General features: G+C 40.9%; 16 protein-coding genes and 1 pseudogene. 7 read left to right on the top strand and 10 right to left on the bottom strand.

The genetic code is table 11. The features are described 5' to 3' along the window. The first annotated feature begins 695 nt into the window (after positions 1-695). The 3 genes from QZ488_RS17295 to QZ488_RS17285 all read left to right on the top strand — a co-directional run bounded on the left by QZ488_RS17295 (position 696) and on the right by QZ488_RS17285 (position 5,257). Positions 696-839, top strand: a complete 144-nt coding sequence (locus QZ488_RS17295) for a hypothetical protein (protein WP_293751131.1) — start codon at positions 696-698, stop codon at positions 837-839. Positions 840-1,094: 255 nt separating this feature from the next. Next, a complete protein-coding gene (locus QZ488_RS17290) occupies positions 1,095-2,195 on the top strand; it encodes an efflux RND transporter periplasmic adaptor subunit (RefSeq protein WP_293751129.1) in 1,101 nt (366 codons plus the stop codon). Beyond that, positions 2,192-5,257, top strand: a complete 3,066-nt coding sequence (locus QZ488_RS17285) for an efflux RND transporter permease subunit (protein ID WP_293751127.1) — start codon at positions 2,192-2,194, stop codon at positions 5,255-5,257. Before QZ488_RS17290 ends, QZ488_RS17285 begins: the two co-directional genes overlap by 4 nt. A 350-nt stretch (positions 5,258-5,607) precedes the next feature. Here the strand turns inward: QZ488_RS17285 and QZ488_RS17280 are convergent, their stop codons facing one another. Further along, a complete protein-coding gene (locus tag QZ488_RS17280) occupies positions 5,608-6,582 on the bottom strand; it encodes a serine hydrolase domain-containing protein (RefSeq protein WP_293751125.1) in 975 nt (324 codons plus the stop codon). 108 nt (positions 6,583-6,690) lie between these two features. Beyond that, positions 6,691-6,957: a hypothetical protein gene (locus QZ488_RS17275; RefSeq protein WP_293751123.1), complete on the bottom strand. Its 267-nt coding sequence runs from the start codon at positions 6,955-6,957 to the stop codon at positions 6,691-6,693. Between the two features lie 271 nt (positions 6,958-7,228). On the opposite strand from QZ488_RS17275, the gene QZ488_RS17270 reads away from it, so the two are divergent. Beyond that, positions 7,229-8,500 (top strand): sigma-70 family RNA polymerase sigma factor, encoded by a 1,272-nt coding sequence (locus QZ488_RS17270; protein ID WP_293751121.1) that lies wholly within the window; start codon positions 7,229-7,231, stop codon positions 8,498-8,500. A gap of 56 nt (positions 8,501-8,556) precedes the next feature. On the opposite strand, the gene QZ488_RS17265 is transcribed toward QZ488_RS17270, so the two are convergent. The 5 genes from QZ488_RS17265 to QZ488_RS17245 all read right to left on the bottom strand — a co-directional run bounded on the left by QZ488_RS17265 (position 8,557) and on the right by QZ488_RS17245 (position 13,106). Then, on the bottom strand, positions 8,557-8,784 hold the full coding sequence (locus tag QZ488_RS17265; protein WP_293751119.1) for a hypothetical protein: 228 nt from the start codon (positions 8,782-8,784) through the stop codon (positions 8,557-8,559). Positions 8,785-9,181: 397 nt separating this feature from the next. Beyond that, complete coding sequence (locus QZ488_RS17260) at positions 9,182-9,859, bottom strand: hypothetical protein (RefSeq protein WP_293751117.1); 678 nt, start codon at positions 9,857-9,859, stop codon at positions 9,182-9,184. Between the two features lie 5 nt (positions 9,860-9,864). Further along, positions 9,865-10,356: a sigma-70 family RNA polymerase sigma factor gene (locus QZ488_RS17255; RefSeq protein ID WP_293751115.1), complete on the bottom strand. Its 492-nt coding sequence runs from the start codon at positions 10,354-10,356 to the stop codon at positions 9,865-9,867. A 374-nt stretch (positions 10,357-10,730) separates the two neighbouring features. After that, positions 10,731-11,864, bottom strand: a complete 1,134-nt coding sequence (locus tag QZ488_RS17250) for a DUF1501 domain-containing protein (RefSeq protein WP_293751113.1) — start codon at positions 11,862-11,864, stop codon at positions 10,731-10,733. Between the two features lie 9 nt (positions 11,865-11,873). Beyond that, entirely contained in the window at positions 11,874-13,106 is a 1,233-nt protein-coding gene (locus tag QZ488_RS17245) for a DUF1800 domain-containing protein (protein ID WP_293751111.1), read from the bottom strand. Between the two features lie 463 nt (positions 13,107-13,569). Here QZ488_RS17245 and QZ488_RS17240 point away from each other — a divergent pair, with 463 nt between their 5' ends. From QZ488_RS17240 to QZ488_RS17230, 3 genes are all read left to right on the top strand, one after another. Further along, positions 13,570-14,145, top strand: a complete 576-nt coding sequence (locus tag QZ488_RS17240) for an RNA polymerase sigma factor (RefSeq protein ID WP_293751109.1) — start codon at positions 13,570-13,572, stop codon at positions 14,143-14,145. Further along, the gene (locus QZ488_RS17235) at positions 14,129-14,530 is read left to right on the top strand and encodes a hypothetical protein (protein WP_293751107.1); all 402 of its coding nucleotides are present in this window, start codon (positions 14,129-14,131) and stop codon (positions 14,528-14,530) included. The genes QZ488_RS17240 and QZ488_RS17235 overlap by 17 nt, the downstream gene beginning before the upstream one ends. Before the next feature lie 258 nt (positions 14,531-14,788). Beyond that, entirely contained in the window at positions 14,789-15,217 is a 429-nt protein-coding gene (locus QZ488_RS17230; RefSeq protein ID WP_293751105.1) for a DUF3106 domain-containing protein, read from the top strand. 33 nt (positions 15,218-15,250) lie between these two features. Here the strand turns inward: QZ488_RS17230 and QZ488_RS17225 are convergent, their stop codons facing one another. The 3 genes and pseudogenes from QZ488_RS17225 to QZ488_RS17215 all read right to left on the bottom strand — a co-directional run. Further along, positions 15,251-16,156 (bottom strand): hypothetical protein, encoded by a 906-nt coding sequence (locus QZ488_RS17225; protein WP_293751103.1) that lies wholly within the window; start codon positions 16,154-16,156, stop codon positions 15,251-15,253. 349 nt (positions 16,157-16,505) lie between these two features. Beyond that, positions 16,506-18,038, bottom strand: a complete 1,533-nt coding sequence (locus QZ488_RS17220) for a CotH kinase family protein (protein ID WP_293751101.1) — start codon at positions 18,036-18,038, stop codon at positions 16,506-16,508. 265 nt (positions 18,039-18,303) lie between these two features. After that, positions 18,304-18,419, bottom strand: a pseudogene (locus QZ488_RS17215) (IS1595 family transposase); the annotation flags it as partial.

The raw sequence follows: 18,419 nt of genomic DNA, 5'->3' as shown, positions 1-18,419 counted from the left end.
GTGCTGGGATCATAGACCACCTCCTTATTAACTGTAATTATATACAGTATTGCAACAGTTTACAAAAACATAGCCAAAAATAAAAAACAAATATTTCAATTTAAGCCACCCTGTAAATCTAATTATTCAATCTATAATCCAAATATCCCGTTGTACACTTGGATTTTTACCCGTCAGAAAAACCATATAAACTGTTGATCTATATATAAAGATGACAGACTTTTTGGTTAAATAAAATAGCTAAACATAGAACATACTCTATTGCCCTAATGAAAGTATGTGAAAATTATTACTAAAGTAAAAGTGAATTGCGCAATGCTAAATGAAGATAAAAGTGTCTGCGAAGACTCAATAAGTAAACTGGACCCACGAATATAAATAACGCCAAGGTGACCGGCACTGGTATTAAGTATTAACGCCACCAGGTAAAATGTAGTTTCATTTTTAGGCCAACGAAGTGGATAAGAGCAAGGTGTAACCAAAAACCCCTCACTTTATCGATGATGGCCTGTTCATTGACACCGAGGTTGTTGTATATCAGATCAGATTGTCTGGAGTTTTTTGTAGCGGTCATGATAGCCTCTTTAACGGAATTGCATACTTAGATTGCGTTCTTTAAGGCTCACGGTAATGTGGTTTTTCGAATGCTGTAGGAAATTCCTCGTCATCCTGAAATCAAAGCAGCTGTAGGCAGCATGTTTAGTAATATTCAAAAAATGCTGCAATTAGTGGATTTTCGCCAACAACAAGGTCATCTTAAAGTTGAACACCCCATGCTGACACTCACCTCTTTCATTGGTCCGATCGCTACCTACATAATGTTTAAACAATCTGGTTAAGGGATGACATTCCAGCATTTAACGTTGAAAGTCATTTGAACCTTTTTTTTGGACGGCCGGGTCAATGCGAGTATTTATAAATACCCCAGCAAAATAGAGTTGGCTATGGTTTACTTTAGCCAACTCTGTCTTGTTAAAACAAATGGGATTAATCTACGAGTTCAATAGCGCACAATTGCCCTATAATCTCAATCTAAGTTATTCAACCGTCACTATTTAATACATATAGTATTGTAAAATTTAAGGAATCTAACCATGCAGCAGGTAAAGCAATTTATTCATCACTTAGCTAAGCCAAGCACGATAATCCTATTCTGCAGTGGGTTTTTAATCGCCTGCTCAAAGGCACCAGAAGAGCAACAGCAAGTACTTCCACGCCTGGTTAAAACTCAGTTAGTTAATGCCGGTTCTGGCTCGGATTGGCGAGAGTTTCCAGGCACGGTAGAAGCCGCCCAAACTGCAGAGTTGGGCTTTAGGGTATCGGGTAAATTGGCCGAGATTAAGGTAAAAGAAGGTGACCAAGTCAAATTAGCCCAGGTGCTAGCCAAACTGGATGATACAGACTACCAGATACAACTGCGTACTCGTCAGGCCGACTATGACAAGGCGGCTGCAGACTTTAAACGGGGTAAATCTTTGCTTAGTCAAAAATTGATCGCCAAGGCTGACTTTGACAAACTTGAAGCCCAACACGCTTCATCCCTAGCCGCCCTGACAGCCGCCAACCAAAATGTCGAATACACCAGCCTTAAGGCGCCATTTAGCGGAAGTATCGCCAGACGCCATGTAGATAACTTTGAAGATGTTTCAGCTGTTCAGGCCATCTTTACCTTGCAAGATCTGGCTTCGATTCACATCAAGGTAAACATTCCCGAAACACTGATGATATTGGTCAAAACCAATGAAAAACCCAATGTATTTGCCATTTTCGATGCGATCCCCGACCAACAGTTTCCATTAACCCTGCTAGAAGTCACTACTCTTGCAGACTCTGGCTCTAAGACCTTTGCCGTGACCTTCAATATGCCAAAAGTTGATTCCTTTAACATACTACCTGGTATGTCGGTCACCGTTAGAGGCAGCCGGCCATCCTCATCTGCCATCAATGCTTCATCAGTCATAGTGCCCGCGCAAGCCGTGATTGAAACCAATGAAGGGCGATTCGCTTTTGTGGTGGAGAATGTTCATAACAAACAGGGCACAGTGAGACGCAAGACTGTGACCACAGGGCACATTACTGGACAGGGACTTGAGGTGGTCAGTGGCCTGCAGACAGGTGAGCGCCTGATCACTGCTGGTATGAGCAAAATGTCTGACGGCATGTCGGTCCGAGTCAGCGAGGAGTGGAGTCAGTGAATATTACCCGCCTCGCTATTGAAAATAACCGCATCACCTTAGTGATACTAGCGATTATTTTTATCGCCGGTATGCAAACCTTTTATAAAATGCCTCGCGCCTATGACCCGGGCTTCGTGGTGCGTACCGCTCAGGTATTGACCTATTTTCCCGGGGCTAGCCCTCAGCGGGTGGAGCAACTGGTTTCATCCAAAATTGAAGACGCAGTCAAAGAAATTCCTGAACTGGATTTCGTTAAAAGTGAATCTCGCACAGGTGTCTCTATTGTACTGGTCAATATCAAAGAAAGTTATAAGGAAATGCGGCCAATTTGGGACAACCTGCGCCGCAAGGTAGAAGGCATAGCGGTTGACCTGCCAGAAGGTGCGGTTGGCCCATTTATCAATGACGAGTTTGGTGATGTTTTTGGTGTGGTCATGACTATTCGCGGCGAAGGCTTCGCTTACGCCGATCTGCAAAAAATAGCCGATAAGGTAAAAGATGAGCTACTGCGTATACCAGACGCAGCCAAAGTCGATATTCTTGGAGAACAGGAAGAGAGAGTTTTCGTCGAATACGATAATGCGCGCTTAGCAGAACTGGGAATATCTCCCTACCAGCTTTCACAGATGTTAGAGGCGCGCAATATCGTGATTTCGGGTGGTGCATTCAATCTGAATAATGAACGTATTGCCCTTGAGCCCAGTGGTAACTTTGAGTCAATTAAAGACATAGGCAAGACAGTCGTAAGCTCTCCTAAGACCAATAAGCTTATTATGCTCAGAGACATAACTAAAATAAGCCGAGGCTATGTAGATCCTGCCAGTTCGCTCATCCATAGTTCAGGCACAAGAGCCCTAGCTGTTGCTGTGTCTATGCGCGAAGGAGGCAACAATATTGAGCTGGGCGTGCAAGTCACAAAGGCTATTAAATCCTTCTTGCAAACCTACCCCCATGGCGTAGAGTTTGATTTGATCAACTTCTCCCCTACCGAAGTAGACAAAAAAGTCACTGACTTTGTCTCTAACTTATTGCAAGCGGTCGTAGTGGTCACCGCTGTAATGTTGCTTACCCTTGGCATGCGCACAGGTTTGGTAGTGGCCATGCTTATCCCCACCACTATGTTACTTGCTTTAATTGTTATGTCTGGTTTCAAAATAGGGCTGGATCAGATCTCACTGGCTGCGCTTATCATTGCCCTTGGTATGCTGGTGGATAACGGCATTGTGATGACAGAAAGCATTATGGTGCAGATGGAAAAAGGCACCAAAGCCATAGATGCGGCAATAGCCTCTGCCGGCGAGTTGAAAGTCCCCTTGCTAACTGCATCCCTGACCACAGCCGCAGCTTTTTTGCCTATTTATCTGGCTGAATCTAACGTGGGTGAATTTACTGCATCCTTGTTTAAGGTAGTGACTATTACCCTACTGTGTTCGTGGGTGATATCTCTGACTATTATCCCGCTGTTATGCGTAAAGTTTCTCAAGGTTGCGCCTCTGGAACAGAACTTTAACAGCAGAGCCTACAGCGCATACCGAAACCTGCTGCAAAAGATGCTAAACAACAAGACCGCGACCTTGGGTCTAACCATGCTGGTATTTGTTGTAGCTATGGCTGGTATGTCTATCCTGCCTAAAATGTTCTTCCCTCCCTCGGATCGTAGTTACTTCAAAATGGAATTGGAACTGCCCACAGGCACCACCATCGAAGCCACCGAAGCGGTAGTCTATGACCTAGAAAACTTTATTACTGATAATCTACAAGTAAATAGCCAGCGCAAAGAAGGCATCACTAATTGGGCGGCCTATGTGGGTAACGCGGGGCCCCGTTTTATCTTATCGCACAGCCCTAAACCCAACAGTAGTAATTATGCATTACTACTTGCTAACGTTAGCGATGCCTCAGATATACAAGGCTACATGCAAAAAATTAGAGGCTATGCGGCCAATCACCATCCAGATCTGACCCTCAAACTCAGGCTTATTGAAAATGGAGCTGCGGTAGAAAACCCTATAGGACTGCGCATATCCAGCACAGATACCAATAATTTGTTTGCGGTGGTTGAGCAAATCAGAGAGAAAATGCAAAACACCCCAAGCCTGCAAAATGTTACCGATGACTGGGGCCAAAGGATCAAGAAACTCAAGATCGACATCGATCAGGTCAGAGCCCAGAGTTCTGGTGTCACCAGTCAGGACATAGCCATCTCACTGCAATCAAGTTTAAGCGGCTTGGAATTGACCGAATATAGAGAAGATGAAGATACCATCCCGGTATTACTGCGCTCCAGCGAAGCGGCCAGACGAGAGATTAGCAAAGTGGAGTCTCTTTCTGTGTATTCCCAATCTACCGGTAATTCAGTGCCTCTTAGCCAAGTGGCTAACGTAAACATGGTATGGGACATCGCCAAAATCTATAGGCGCAATGGTTTGCGTACTGTCACGCTGGGGGCGCAATTAGTCGGTGATGCTAACGCGGCACTTGTAGTAGAAGAGTTAAACGCTTACCTGCTGGAGCAACAGCAAGAATGGGGACCTGGGATAAAAATCGCTTTTGGTGGTGAGCAGGAAAGCTCCGTCAAAGCGAATAAATCCATCGCCGACAAAGTGGGTCTGGCAGGGTTAATCATATTGATATTACTGGTTGCGCAGTTCAATAGCATACGCAAATCCGCAGTGGTACTGGTCACCATCCCCCTCGGCTTGATAGGTGTCGTATTGGGACTAATGATATTCCGTTCCTACGTAGGTTTTATGACCATACTGGGCATAGTCTCATTGGCGGGCATCGTCATCAATAATGCCATCGTATTGCTAGAGCGAATACAAATAGAGCTGAATGACGGAGTGGAGCATTACCAGGCCATCATTGCCGCAGCCCAGCAAAGAGCCAGACCCATATTATTAACCACAGCTACAACGGTATTAGGGCTTATTCCGCTTTATCTGGGTGGTGGTGCAATGTGGGAGCCTTTGTCTATCGCTATTATGGCAGGTCTATTGTTTTCCACCCTACTTACTCTGGGTGTCATCCCAGTGCTCTATGCCTGGCTATTTGGGGTGAAAGTACCTGTAAATCAATAATCAGAGATTAGCTTACTCAGGTTCATTCAATCTGCACCTGAATAAGCATTATAAATGGCGGGAAAGCGGCTAAAAATCCTGCAACATCATAAAAGGGGTCAGATCCTGAGGCGAACATGTGGGGTTCATTGAAATATCTCATTTGTGCTAAAACCTTTCCTCTGACTGCGGAGCAGAGTGACCATTTCGTTGTAAAATGCACCAATATATTTCATGTGCGAACGAAGGTTTTGTCTCAAGAACTGCCCCATAAAATGAAGCGTAACGACAACCTCGTATGAGCACAATTGGCATTTAGTTGCCAGTCAGGTTAGTTCTACAACTTTATGCGTCAGACTCGAAAAGCTTTGTTATGAGCTGTTTTTACTTCTCACTATTTTTACAATACGGCTATATGCTATTTCTGATAAATTCCAGGTGTATCCATCAAAATTAGTTGTATTCACAAGTTGAATAACAACCGTGTCTATGTCTTTGTGGTATTTGGCAATACTCTGATAGCCAATAACTAGGCCTGTATGTTCGTAGACGTAAATCGAGGAATAGATGTCCTGCTCACCTTCATCAAGTAATGAACCATTGTTTAATGCCCTTAAGAATATGCCCACATCCTCTGCTGTAGCTAACATTCCCACTTCATCAGTCTTAAAATCTTCCTCATGACCAACGTAATAGCCACTCATAACATCGTCTATATTCACTTCACTAAGCGAACCGAACGTATTGTTGAGCTTAAGTGGTATCAAAATTTCCTCCTTGATATATTGGTGATTGTTATAACCCACCACTTTATCAATGAGTTTGCGAAGCAATAAATAATTGGTGTTTGAATATCCATAATCTTCATCTGGTTCAAAGCTAGCAGGCATTTCAATGGCCAATTCAAGTGCTGCTTCATTGCTATTCGGTGGATTTTCCCAAAAGCCTGGATGATCGACATAGTTAGGAATGCCACTTCGATGTTGTACCATCAATCTCAAGGTTATTTTTTCTGCATTTTCAATTCTTCCTACAAGTTCTGGAAAGTAATCAGCGAGCGTTTTATCCAATGACAAACGTTTGTCATTCGTCAATTTGGCAACAGCAACAGCGACATACAACTTGCCGATACTCGCAATCTTAAACAATGCTTTTGGGTCGGCAGGTATTTTATTTTTTCGGTGATGCCAGCCACCTGAATAAAATGCGGGTTCCTTGCCAGCCTCATCCACATAAACAATCATTCCATCAAACCCATAACCAATTGCTTCATCGACTTGTTCTTGGACCGTATCTGGTAGTGGTAATATCCAAGCCCATACCAAAATCCATGGTACGAAGAACAAGGAAGTTATGCTTACACTTACAAATGCGATTCTGAGTATTCGTTTAATTTGTTACTTCTTCACAAATTTTAACCGTTATCTTTTGATTTCATTTCCGAAATTTAAATATCAACGTAGATTAGTAATGTCTTCATTTAGCGCATATTTTTTATCTGTGACTATCGCTTCTAAAACTTCAATTCTGTCATTTTGGCTTTTGATATGCCGACTTACCGCACCTTCCACTTCAGCTTTTAAGTTGATATTTGTAACTTTCAAAGCTTCCACTTCTAACTCTTTTAATTTTCTTTTATTGATAATCATAGTAATTGCTATTGCCAATATCGTGCTCAAAACTGCGCCAATACTTAAAAATAACCATAAGTTAACTACCATCTTGTCTTTCCTTTATCTTTTTTAATAAATTTAATTTTTAGTGATTTTTTCACTATCGCTTTCAAAAAATGAGGTGTGCGTCTACTTGCGACGTTATTGAACACAGCAATGCAGTGTCTTCCAATAAGTGCCCAAACGAAGTGAATTGGTGACAACAAAGTTGAAATTATTTTTGAAACGGTAAAAATAAAACTTTTTTTTAAAAATCTGTCACCTAAATCCTAAAAGATGGCACATAGTAAGTAGAAGCCAGAGTTAGAGTTGAACAGACATGAGTATTTTTACAAAAAGTAACCCAATAACGGGTGCTAACGATGCTGTTTTGGTGTTGTCTTCATTGGGCGGTGATCGCCATGCATTTTGTGAAATTGTCAGCCGTTACCAGAATTTACTATGCTCATTGGCCTATTCGGCAGTCGGCGACATAAAACATAGTGAGGACATTGCTCAGGAGGTATTTGTTGAAGCGTGGAAAAAACTCGACACCCTTCTAGATCCAGAAAAATTGAAGTCTTGGCTTTGCGGCATACTGCGCTTTAAGGTGAGCCATTACCGCAGAAAGGAACAAAGACAACCGATAAAATACGCCCAAGAGTTAGATGAAAGCGACTTTAATGAGCTCGGCCATGAAAAAATGGAAGATGTGGCGATACGTGAACAAGAACAATCCCTGCTTTGGAAAGCCTTAGATAACATGGATGACATCTATCGAGAACCGCTTATCCTATTTTACCGAGAACAAAACTCTGTCGAACATGTGGCCCTTGAGTTAGACCTAACCGAAGATACAGTAAAACAACGATTGTCCAGAGGCCGAAAGCTGCTGCAAAAATCGATGGTTAAATTCGTGGAAGAAACTTTAGTGAAAAGTAAGCCAGGCGTAGGATTTACCAACGCTGTGCTGACAGCTATTACCAGTATCGCTGCTCCTATTGCTCCACCAGTAAAAGCGGCTACGTTAGGTGCTGGAGCTGTCAAAACAGGTTCAGTGTTCAAGTTTGCCAGTATATTAATTTCATTGGCTGCATTTTCTGGTGTTATCAGTTCATTTTTTGGCTTAAGAGCCAGCCTTGACCAGTCGCGTACTCAACGAGAGCGAATACAAGCAATAAGAATCGTAGCGCTGTTTATGTTTTTTGCAGTCGTTTTTGTTGCGGGTATGTTTACATTGAAAATTGTAGCTTTGAGTGACAATGGCAATGTTGGGATTTATGCGGTTGCCGCGCAATTATTAGCACTTGCGTACGTTGCTAGTAATTTAATTCTCGTCGCTGGCATGTTTAAAAGCATGCGAAAGCTTAGGTCCCAAGAGCGCTTATTTCATCCTGAAGCCTTCCTAAGTCAAGCGGATCAAAAAGATTCCAAGCAACGTGAATACAAAAGTCAGTTGATTCTGTTTGGCATCCCCTTGTTTCACTTTCAGTTTGGAAGGCCAGAAGTGGGTGACAAGCCTGCTTTGGGATGGATTTCAGCCACTATTGCGCTAGTCGTTATCATTCCTGCCATATGGCATTCACATAAAGTCCGTCAACGAATGAAATAGGAAATTAATATCCTAAGCGGCAGCTATATCGGCCCTGACATGCTGGTTTATTTTGATTAAAGAAATCTGGGTAACAAGATAAATAATGTACTGATCACAAAGCCAACAATCGCTTCCCAAATGGAAAGAGGCTTTTGTTTAAGCATATTGAAATAGGCTGCCCATAGAGCGACTAATGATAATGGCACAAATATAGCAATAGAAAACGGAGGTAGAGGTGTATCTACTATGCCTATCCAACTGAATATTATTTCTTCAGATGCCGCGTGTCTAAATGAGGCCAAATGAGGCCAAATACAAGTTAGCTTGAGAATATTTTGTGAATACAAATACACCACTTAATAGCAGTATAATGGCAATATAGAAAGGAATGAATTGTTCGTAATATTGCGCTGAAAACCAAACCTGCGGGTTGATATTAAATTCTACCTGCATAAAAAATCGCACGCTAAAAAACAACCCAGAAAGTGTTAATACACAGGCTATTAATTGGGTTAGATTAGAATTTTTAACATTCAATTTCTTATCCACCTTTCTGCAGTTCCCATAAGCCAATAGTAAGTTTCTATCACAAGTGTTCTTTTTGATATTTTTACAAACGAGTCACTTATCTGAGCCCGAGTTAAAGCATTGCAATTTATCAACAGACTGTCTTAACAACAGTCTCTTGATAGGCATACATTAGGTTTTTTTTTCAGAATATCTTTCAAATTCTTCGAGTTGATTCAGTTCTTCTGCTGCTTCCATTGCCTGGCTACCAAAGCCTTGCATTAACCATTTAGTCAGGGGTTTGTTTATGTTTCCTGGTGACAACTGGCGATACAGATACACTGCCAATACACCCAGCAACAATGAAAATGCGGCTTGAGATATCAGCCAATTTGTGTCACCCAATACATATATATCAACCCCAAATACAACATCGAAAAACATCAACAAGTAGGCAAAATAGAACGGTAGGATCATCAGAGATATGCGCAAAAAATAAAGCGCAGACAATCTTATTTTATTGAGTTTGTGCTGAACGTCTAAAACAGGTTTTGTATAGTCCAAAGTAAATAATTTTTCTAACTGTAAGATTGCACCAACAAAGATTAACAACGACCACAAAAGTGCGACTGCCCCAGATAACACCATATGTATCGCATCTAGATGAGTCAATATAAAGTAGCCAGAAGAGCTTGCCATTAACACTCCGACTATTAACGAAAAAACATTTAGTCCCAAATAACCACGCATTTTATGTTGAGCTTTATGGGTTCTAATTTCATTTAACGTAATAGTATTTAAACGCACACTTTGCTGTAGTTGTTTTTCTTGTGCAGCCCATAATTGGGTAAGATCTTGTACATTATTCATAATAATCACCTATTAAAAAATTCTTTGTTTAATTGCTGTTTTATGCGTGAAACACGGGTACCTACATTACTGGCTGAAATTTTCAAAACATCAGAAATTGCGGCGTAATCCAGACCGTCTGAATACATAATGAACATCGCTCGGTCAAATTTATTAAGACGCTGCAACATTCGCTGAATTTCAAGCATCAGTTCTTCATTGCCATTTTCTTGTGGTTCATCGATTAACATCACATCTGTTGTGATGTGATACTTCTTTCTGATTGAATCACTCCTAAGAAAAGAAATAGCAGTATTCATTGCTACCCTATAAACCCATGTACTCAGCTTCAAATCTGGATCATAACTGTCAAATGATCTCCACAGCTGCAATGTTATGTCCTGGACCAGGTCGCGTTGATCTTCCAAACAATAGCTGTAACTGCGGGCGACCTTGTAAAGAATACCTTTATGTTGTGAAAGCAACGATTCGAACCGGGCTTCTTTTTCATTTGACATCAAATTGACTCATCTAGCTTTGCATATACATGTAAATGATTTTGAAAAGTGATACACATACGTACTCCCATTTTGTTTAACTATATAATTATTCGCATCAGCCCACTAAAAAATCACAACACTGATAAAAAATATATTTATTGTTTGAGTTAATTAAACAAAGGATGCTTTTAGAGAGCACTTATACCAATCAGTATAAGGGGTACTAGAAAGGAAAAATAATTCTGCAATATAAGGGTTACCACCACGACACAAGGAGGTATATCTTGGTGCCAGAAAAACAAGATCAAGACGGCTTAAACTAATATGGTTTTAGTTGGCCGTCGATAAGCTATGCTTTAGCATGCTGATTTTAATGATCCTTGTTTGATCTTTTAACTCTCATGTAGGAATCCCAAATTAGCGAATTCCTTGATTTCATCAGAGGGCGACCATTGCATCCAATCTGCCAAAGTTCGGTAATAATCCCGAAAATCCTGAGTAAAAATCAGGTCGCCATTATCCAGATTTGTTAGAGATGGGGATTGGCCATAAACCCCGCCTTTAATACTCCCCCCCATAACCAAGTGACTGGCCGCAGTGCCGTGGTCAGTGCCGTTACTGCCATTGGCTGCTACTCTTCTACCAAACTCAGAATAAGTAGCTATAGTGACTTGTTGCCATAACCCTAATGCCTGCAGCTCAGAACGCAATGCAGACAGGCCACTAGCCAGTTGCTCAAGTAAGTTATCATGAGGTGCTCGTTGATTACTGTGGGTGTCGAAACTCCCCAGACTAAGGTGCAAAACGTGAGGTCTGACGCCTGCAGCTAATACTTCGGCCACTAACTTACAATCCTGAGAGAATCCGTCACCAGCAAACTCTGTAGACAAGACTATGTCTTGCTCAAAAGCATCATTTAGCAACTCTACAGCACTATTGTATATGTGACGTTGATTAAGGATGTGCTGCACAGCAGACGTAGCTGCTGTGCCATCGGGTATTGCTACTAATGTTTGTGTATCATTCGAGTTCAACGAAAACTGATTTGGCTCTCCGCTCAAAGTAGCGGGACTGCCACTAATCATTACCCCCTGCAAAGGAAAATCCGACTCGGGTAATAACTGATTTAACCAGCCTAAATGTGCATATTCGTCAGCATCTGAGGCCGTTTGCCAAATTTCAATTGAACGAAAATGTGAACGATTAGGATCTGGGTAGCCCAGCCCTTGTATTACTCCCAAATCAGCCGAGTCCCACGCTTCAAGCAAAGTACTCATGACAGGATTCAGACCAATATCTAATGTTAGCGGTATGGTCTCTTGGGCCGATATCGCTAAATTCCCACGCGCGTCGTAATACGCATCATTTGTATAGGGAACACACATATTCAAACTGTCATTACCGCCACCAAACTGGATTAGAATAAGCAATTTCTGATCGGCTAATTGCTGGGCCGAAACTAATGAAGGTAAATATGCCACTATGGGCAGTGCACTAAGGCTTTTTAGAAAGGCACGTCTTTGCATAATAGTCTCCTAAGCAATCTGAAATGAGGGGTCGCTGAGTATAGAGCGAAGATAATGTGGCTGTTCAGCTGCGGGTAGAGTGGCAACCGCATCGGTTGCTAACAACTGAGCTATATCTGGAGTTAGTTTGGCATGTAGGGCAAAATACTGGGTCGCTTGTTCGCGTATCGCCAAATTACCGGTGGTATACCAGGCTTTACCTGAGGCCCAACCTTTAACGTGGGGCGGGTCAAATAAATCCTGTCCCATGCTTTTTGAGAATGCCAGGACTTGTCGCTGACTTAACATATCAATGTCGAGCAACTGCATGCTGCCCACTACTAACTCCATAGGTGATTTGATTTGCTCTCCCTGAGCAGCCCAAAATGCCTCCTGTAAAAAAAGCTCCCGCAACAACATCGAAATATCATAGTCATTTTCCACAAAACGATTACTTATCGCGGCAATAGTTTCGGTATCGGGTACATCGTTAACAAAAAAACGCCATAATTTATCGGTAATAAATAGGCCGGTTTGTGGCTGCCTTAATATTAAGTCTGCAACATCATCAGGGGTGAAATTTGCCGTTTCACCAAATATGGTTTTAACACCGTTGTCATGATTTCTGTGCTGGAATTTATATAATCCAGTTCGTTGTTCAATGGATGCGCCCGTTAATGCACGTGCCAATTCTTTAATATCTTCTTCGGTATAATTTCCTTCTCCCATCGTGAACAATTCAAGCAGCTCTCTAGCCAAGTTTTCATTTGGCGATTGTTTTTTACTATTTGTATTGTCCAAATATATGAGCATGGCTGGATCTTGCAGAATAGCTTCAAGCATACCTCTGAAACTTCCAATGGCATGTGTTCGTAAGCTAAGATTTTGCTGTAACAAAGCCGGAGCCCATTTAACTTTTTTTAAGGAAGAGGTGAAATGATTAGCCCAAAACAAGGTCGCTTTTTCCTGTAATGGTGAGGTATTCGCCACCATCTGTTTGAACCACCAATACTTGAGCTCTTTCTCCATGTTTAAACTTTCACGTTGTAGTATTTTTCTTAGTTCAGGATCATCTTCCCTGTTATTTGGTGCTGAGTCATACCACGACGGCAGCTCGACAATACTGGCTGACTGACCCAGTAATAAATCAATTGCCGCTTCCTGAGAATTGGCAGAGGTAAGTAATCTAAACTGTGCATCGCTAGCGGAAAAGCCTGCACGCCTAGCAAGATGACAAGCGTTTTCAAGCGTAAGTATCGCCATAATAGGACCCTTATTTTTTTTATCTTACTAGTACAACGTATTAAAATGACTTTGGTTGACAGACAAAAAATATATTTCTTATTTACTGCGGGGGGCTGGTGCGCTTAACAATAGACTTAAAAACAATCGCAAACTTCTGAAACAACAATGATAATCGCTATTACCAGATTTGACGCCTAGGCTAAACTAGCAATGGCATCACACTGTGTATTCAACGGTTATATCAGCAAACATTGATAATCCACTGTTTTTGGTAAGATGATATAAACTGCAGCACTACTCTTTGTTCTGTGGCATAACCTAAATCAGATTTAATTTAGCAAAGCCTGTCAACCAAATTACTGTTAAAGCGTTATAGTAGAATAATGATCACATTATGTACTTGAATTTAATGGGGTGTATCCTCTGTGCAAGGCGAAGTTATGCGTATCCTTAATAATAAGAATATAAAGGCTGGGGTTAGATGACCGCCGGTCCAGCGCATGAAAAGTGTGATACAGCACCTTTGGATATGGATTTTTTTCTCGCTCAAATTGAAAAAAAGGCATACACAATGGTGAAAATGTCAGTTGGCGGACATGCCGACGCGATAGATTTGCTCCAAGATAGTATGTTCAAACTAGTGGTTAAGTATGCAGACAAACCTGCTCAAGAGTGGAAGCCATTATTTTATCGTATTTTACGTAACCGAATTAACGATTGGCATAGACAACAAAAACTGAAGAACATGTTGTTTTTCTGGATCCCAACAGATGCTGATAAAAACCAAGATGATATGTTAGTGGATGAATCAAAACCATTAGGAAAACCAGAAGAAAGTTTAGATGTCGCTCAGCAACGAGAGACGGTATTGAATGAGCTATCTGCACTTTCAGAGAAACAACGACAATGTTTTCTGCTTAGAAGCTGGGAAGGTTTGTCAGTGGCAGAAACGTCAAAAATTATGGGATGTTCACAAGGCAGTGTTAAAACCCATTATTTTAGAGCGGCGAATAAACTACGAAAAGTTTTGGGGGAGGTTCATGAAATCATTATTTGATCCAAAACATCTGGAAAAACAGATTAACTCACATTTAGATAAGGCTAACGAAGCGTTAAGTGAAGATATCCAAAACGATATTCATCAAGCTAGAGTGATGGCTATTGCTCAAGCTAAACTCAAAGTAAATACTTTGTCAGACTCAACAGCACGGCGCATCGTTTCAAACATTAGTTTGCGGCATATGTTCAGTAAGAAAGTGATTTATACTACGACACCTATTGCCCTTGCACTGCTAATATTGGTAAGTTACCAACCAACTAAAACAATACCAGCGCTACCTATGGGCTTGTATTCTGAAGATGTTCCTATGGAAGATCTGGCAATGTTAGAGGATTTAGAATTTGCTGACTGGTTGGCTGAACAACAAGAGGTGTTGCATTAGCATGTTGACTCTAGTTTGTTACACTGCACAGTTGTATGGGAAAGAGCCTAATGAGACGCTCCCTAGCAAGGCTTTATTGGAGTATTTGTCAGAGTTACAAGAGGTAAAGGGTGAGTTAATAAGCCCTATTGATATGCTTGACATAGATGATGTCGATCTGCCTATTGAGGTTAATAAACTGCCTTCGGCAATAAAACAGATAGACCCAAAGAAGAGTCAAAAAATAGTACCAAAAGTAGTCCCAAAGGAGCTCCAACAATGAGACATTGTTTAGGCGTTCTTGTGATCATTATTTTGATATTTCCGCATATTTTAAAGGCAGCTCCGTGGAACGAACTCAGTACTGAGCAACAAAAGGTTTTAAAGCAGTTTCAACCCCAATGGTCTTCGTTTAGTGAGTCCGAAAAGTCAAAATTAGCTCTTGGGGCAAAACGTTGGCTCAACTTGGACAGTGTTCAACGAATTCAACTTTCCCAAAAATTTGAGAAATGGCAAAAATTAAAACCTAAGCAACGTGCAGATTTACAAGCACGTCTTAAGGCGTTTAAAAAATTATCATCGGCCAAACAAACTAAGATACGTGAAAGTTACAAACGATTCAAAAACTTGCCTAAAGTAAAGCGCCAAAAACTGCGTGAACGTTTTAAGAGAATTAAACAAACGCGGAAAACTAAAAGAACAAACTGAGCCAAAATCGAAAGAACTCACACACTAAACCGTTTAGAAAAAGTAACCAAAATTTAATGACCAAGCTTGAGTGTTTTGCTCACCGCCCACGTCAAAAGTAGACTCCACATCTACACTGACATTATCAGTAATGTCGTAGGATAAGTAAAAACTCAGTTGTCCATAACTTTCTGTACCAATAATGCCCGCAATATTACTAATGTTACTGCTCGTTCGATTACTGATCCGGCTGATATTTCTACCATTACGAGAGACGGCCATAGAATCACTATCTGTTAGCTGGTTCCAAGAAAAGCTGCTACCTATAATCATGTTGCCGACTTGTTCTATTTCTATTAACTTTGCCGTTGATAGGGCAATGCTAATAAATGTAGACTTTCCCTCATCAATAGATTGTGGATTTATGTTGGTGCGATCAGGGGAGAAGCTAATCTGTTGCCAATCACTATAATGCGCACCAGCGGATAGACCAAATTGCCAACTCCCTTGCTCCCAGTCATAAGCGACCGAAAAAGACGTTGAAGGGGAACGCGTTGCTTGATCCAAGAACACCAAGTTATTGTTTAGCAGGATCACTAAGTCATCATGCCAATCTGAATAGCTCAATGAAATAGACCAGTCATTGACGTATCGGCTGACCCCCACTCCCCAGCTAGAAACTTCTAACTCACCAGTTGCATTATTCACTGCAATTTGCGTATCGTTAAGCTTTGTATAGTCAACACTCAATGACCAGTCTTGTGTTAGGTCAAATGACAGTAGAGCCGACGTACCCTTAGGCGAAAACCCCAAAATTTGGTTTGATACTAGAGTACTTTGTTCAGACTGTGAGTAACCAACAAATGCTGCTCCGGCATAACAAACAGAAGAGGCAGTTGTAGCGATAATTGTGAGTACAAGGAGAGAAAGTTTAATATAGGCACGTTGGCTAGGTATCACTGATGTGGCTTACCTTAAGTTATTTACACTAAGCGTACTACGTTAACCAAGCTATGACCATTGAGCAATAGCTGTCACCTACGGTTTTTTAATTGAGAGTCTTTTCTTATATCACTTACGGGATCCGTCATATAAAAAAGAGGAATAATGAGCTATTAGACAAGTGATTTCAGTTACACCTCTTCAATTTGCCACTAGTAGCTGAAGCGTGAACCGCATAAACTAATACAAACGTCACAATAATCTATTCGTTGGTAACCCGACTAATTCTATTGGCACTCCACAAGACTAACGTTTTAAAAAACTCTAATTTGAACGCAAATGGCTAAATCAGCCGACTATTGCTCTTTTAAAGGTCATTCAAAGCATTATCTAGCCAAGCCATTCTTTGGTTATACCAATCCTTCAAATGTGTTACCTCTTCGCTGTAAGTATCGTACCAAATAGGGTTTGGCCATACATATGTACCCAAAGTTTTCCATTTCGCGTCGTTCTCTTGTTGAGCCAAATTCAACTTGATTGCGTAGGCATCGATTTTATCTAAGATAAGATTTTGATTATCTTTAAAGTAAGCAAAGCGAGTTTTGACTTTGTCGACAAAAATACTGTCGGTAAACAATCTGGCTATCCACGGATTATCCTTTACCCAATAACCTTCTGCATAGCGAGAATCTGCATAATCTACATTGCCAAAAGACAAATCAAAATCCCATAACGGCCCCATTTTAATTTTTCCGCCTGGTACAAAATTAAAATAAATACTGGAGAAATCTAGCGAATCGACATTCTTAGTAATTTCACTGATCAAATACCAATCAACAAAACTATCTACGTCTATATATTTGGCATAACCATCAACGGGGTCGGCAAAACCTGTAGAAAACAACGCTGTTTCAAACTCATTAATATGCTTTTTCACATAGGTATACTGAGCACTATCCCAATCTAATTCAGGCTCTTTTATACCGACTAAAAATCGGCTGGTATAAAAGTACACATCATCTGTGTCTAACCTTTCAAGTTGGTCAATTTCAAGTAAAAAACCATCATCACCAATATCGACTCGGTTGCTGCCTTCTTCCACCTTTTCGGTAATGTTATAGGTACCATTATATTCATCGTTGATAAACACTTCAGCAAAAGTACTTTTGGGTGTCCAGTCTAAGCTACTCAGATATCCCATCTCAAAACTAATGGTATTTCTTAACAAAGATTTGTCTGAATATTCAGCTAAAAATAACCACTTCTTTTTTGATGGCATATCTAAAAATGTTGATTTATCATCTAACTTCATTTGAAAAGGCTTTTTAGGGTGAATACCCCAAGTTGAATTGCCTCGGCCGCGAATTTTCATTACCGCTGAAGATGTATCTGCAAAGTCGCGACCACCTTTGATCAGTACCGTCCCGTCTACATAATCTTCTTTTGAAGCTATGGGCGCTTCACCAGCAGTAGTTAAATAAATAATAGGCAATCCGGTGAAAGCAACCACATCAACGGAGTAACTGGCCTGACGCCCATCGGCCATCATGACAGTGTAGGTCTGAACACCACTAAAGTCTTGGACCGATACTGCAGTTGTTTGAGCGTTATCATTCACAACAACTGAAGAACCAGTATGTTCAACACTTGCAATCATGTTTTGCCAATCAGCATCAGCAGGGAATCTTCCGCTAATCTTATTAGCGGAAATGGTTAGGTTTACATCGGTGCTAAGGCTAGGGTTATTCTCAGCTAGAAACGAAAATTGGCTAATTTGGGGGTCAACAACTACAACTTGCGGAATTTCTTGTTTTGGCGAATCTGATCCGCCACAGGCCAACATAAACAAACTTAAGAACACAACCATTAGCGGCTGCACAAACTTATGACCCACTAACATAAAAGTAACCAATGACAAAAATAGGTGTTGCCGACAGAGGTTTTAAGTTTCAAGCTAAATCCTTTATAAATTTGTTTTATCTATTAGTAACCTACAGTGCAAGAATTCCTGCGTGTATTCAAACAACTCAGGTTGAATGAGTTGTTTTTTTGCGGCCAAGTGGACTAAATAGCCAATAGGCATTCAGCAGAATGATTGAGAATGAACAAGTTAATTAAAGCAAAAACAACCATCGGTCAATTTTCACTTTTACATAATGGCTAGGCTATGTTTGTATTAACTGTTGTTGAACACTAAACATACCGTTTTTATTGAACTTTTCATCATTGTCCAAATATCTAAACCATCCTAAATAATGATCTAGATATTTTGTGGCCACTC

The organism is uncultured Paraglaciecola sp. (assembly GCF_913020055.1).
GTDB lineage: Bacteria > Pseudomonadota > Gammaproteobacteria > Enterobacterales > Alteromonadaceae > Paraglaciecola.
Note: the sequence above shows the minus strand (reverse complement) of the source record. Positions and strands in the feature narration are given on the sequence as shown.

Bases quoted from the DNA above. Each gene is read 5' to 3' on its own strand.
- QZ488_RS17240 (WP_293751109.1), top strand. From the start codon at position 13,570: ATGACCGCCGGTCCAGCGCATGAAAAGTGTGATACAGCACCTTTGGAT.
- QZ488_RS17250 (WP_293751113.1), bottom strand. From the start codon at position 11,864: ATGCAAAGACGTGCCTTTCTAAAAAGCCTTAGTGCACTGCCCATAGTG.
- QZ488_RS17245 (WP_293751111.1), bottom strand. From the start codon at position 13,106: ATGGCGATACTTACGCTTGAAAACGCTTGTCATCTTGCTAGGCGTGCA.
- QZ488_RS17255 (WP_293751115.1), bottom strand. From the start codon at position 10,356: ATGTCAAATGAAAAAGAAGCCCGGTTCGAATCGTTGCTTTCACAACAT.
- QZ488_RS17260 (WP_293751117.1), bottom strand. From the start codon at position 9,859: ATGAATAATGTACAAGATCTTACCCAATTATGGGCTGCACAAGAAAAA.
- QZ488_RS17275 (WP_293751123.1), bottom strand. From the start codon at position 6,957: ATGGTAGTTAACTTATGGTTATTTTTAAGTATTGGCGCAGTTTTGAGC.
- QZ488_RS17235 (WP_293751107.1), top strand. From the start codon at position 14,129: ATGAAATCATTATTTGATCCAAAACATCTGGAAAAACAGATTAACTCA.
- QZ488_RS17220 (WP_293751101.1), bottom strand. From the start codon at position 18,038: ATGTTAGTGGGTCATAAGTTTGTGCAGCCGCTAATGGTTGTGTTCTTA.
- QZ488_RS17230 (WP_293751105.1), top strand. From the start codon at position 14,789: ATGAGACATTGTTTAGGCGTTCTTGTGATCATTATTTTGATATTTCCG.
- QZ488_RS17295 (WP_293751131.1), top strand. From the start codon at position 696: ATGTTTAGTAATATTCAAAAAATGCTGCAATTAGTGGATTTTCGCCAA.
- QZ488_RS17270 (WP_293751121.1), top strand. From the start codon at position 7,229: ATGAGTATTTTTACAAAAAGTAACCCAATAACGGGTGCTAACGATGCT.
- QZ488_RS17290 (WP_293751129.1), top strand. From the start codon at position 1,095: ATGCAGCAGGTAAAGCAATTTATTCATCACTTAGCTAAGCCAAGCACG.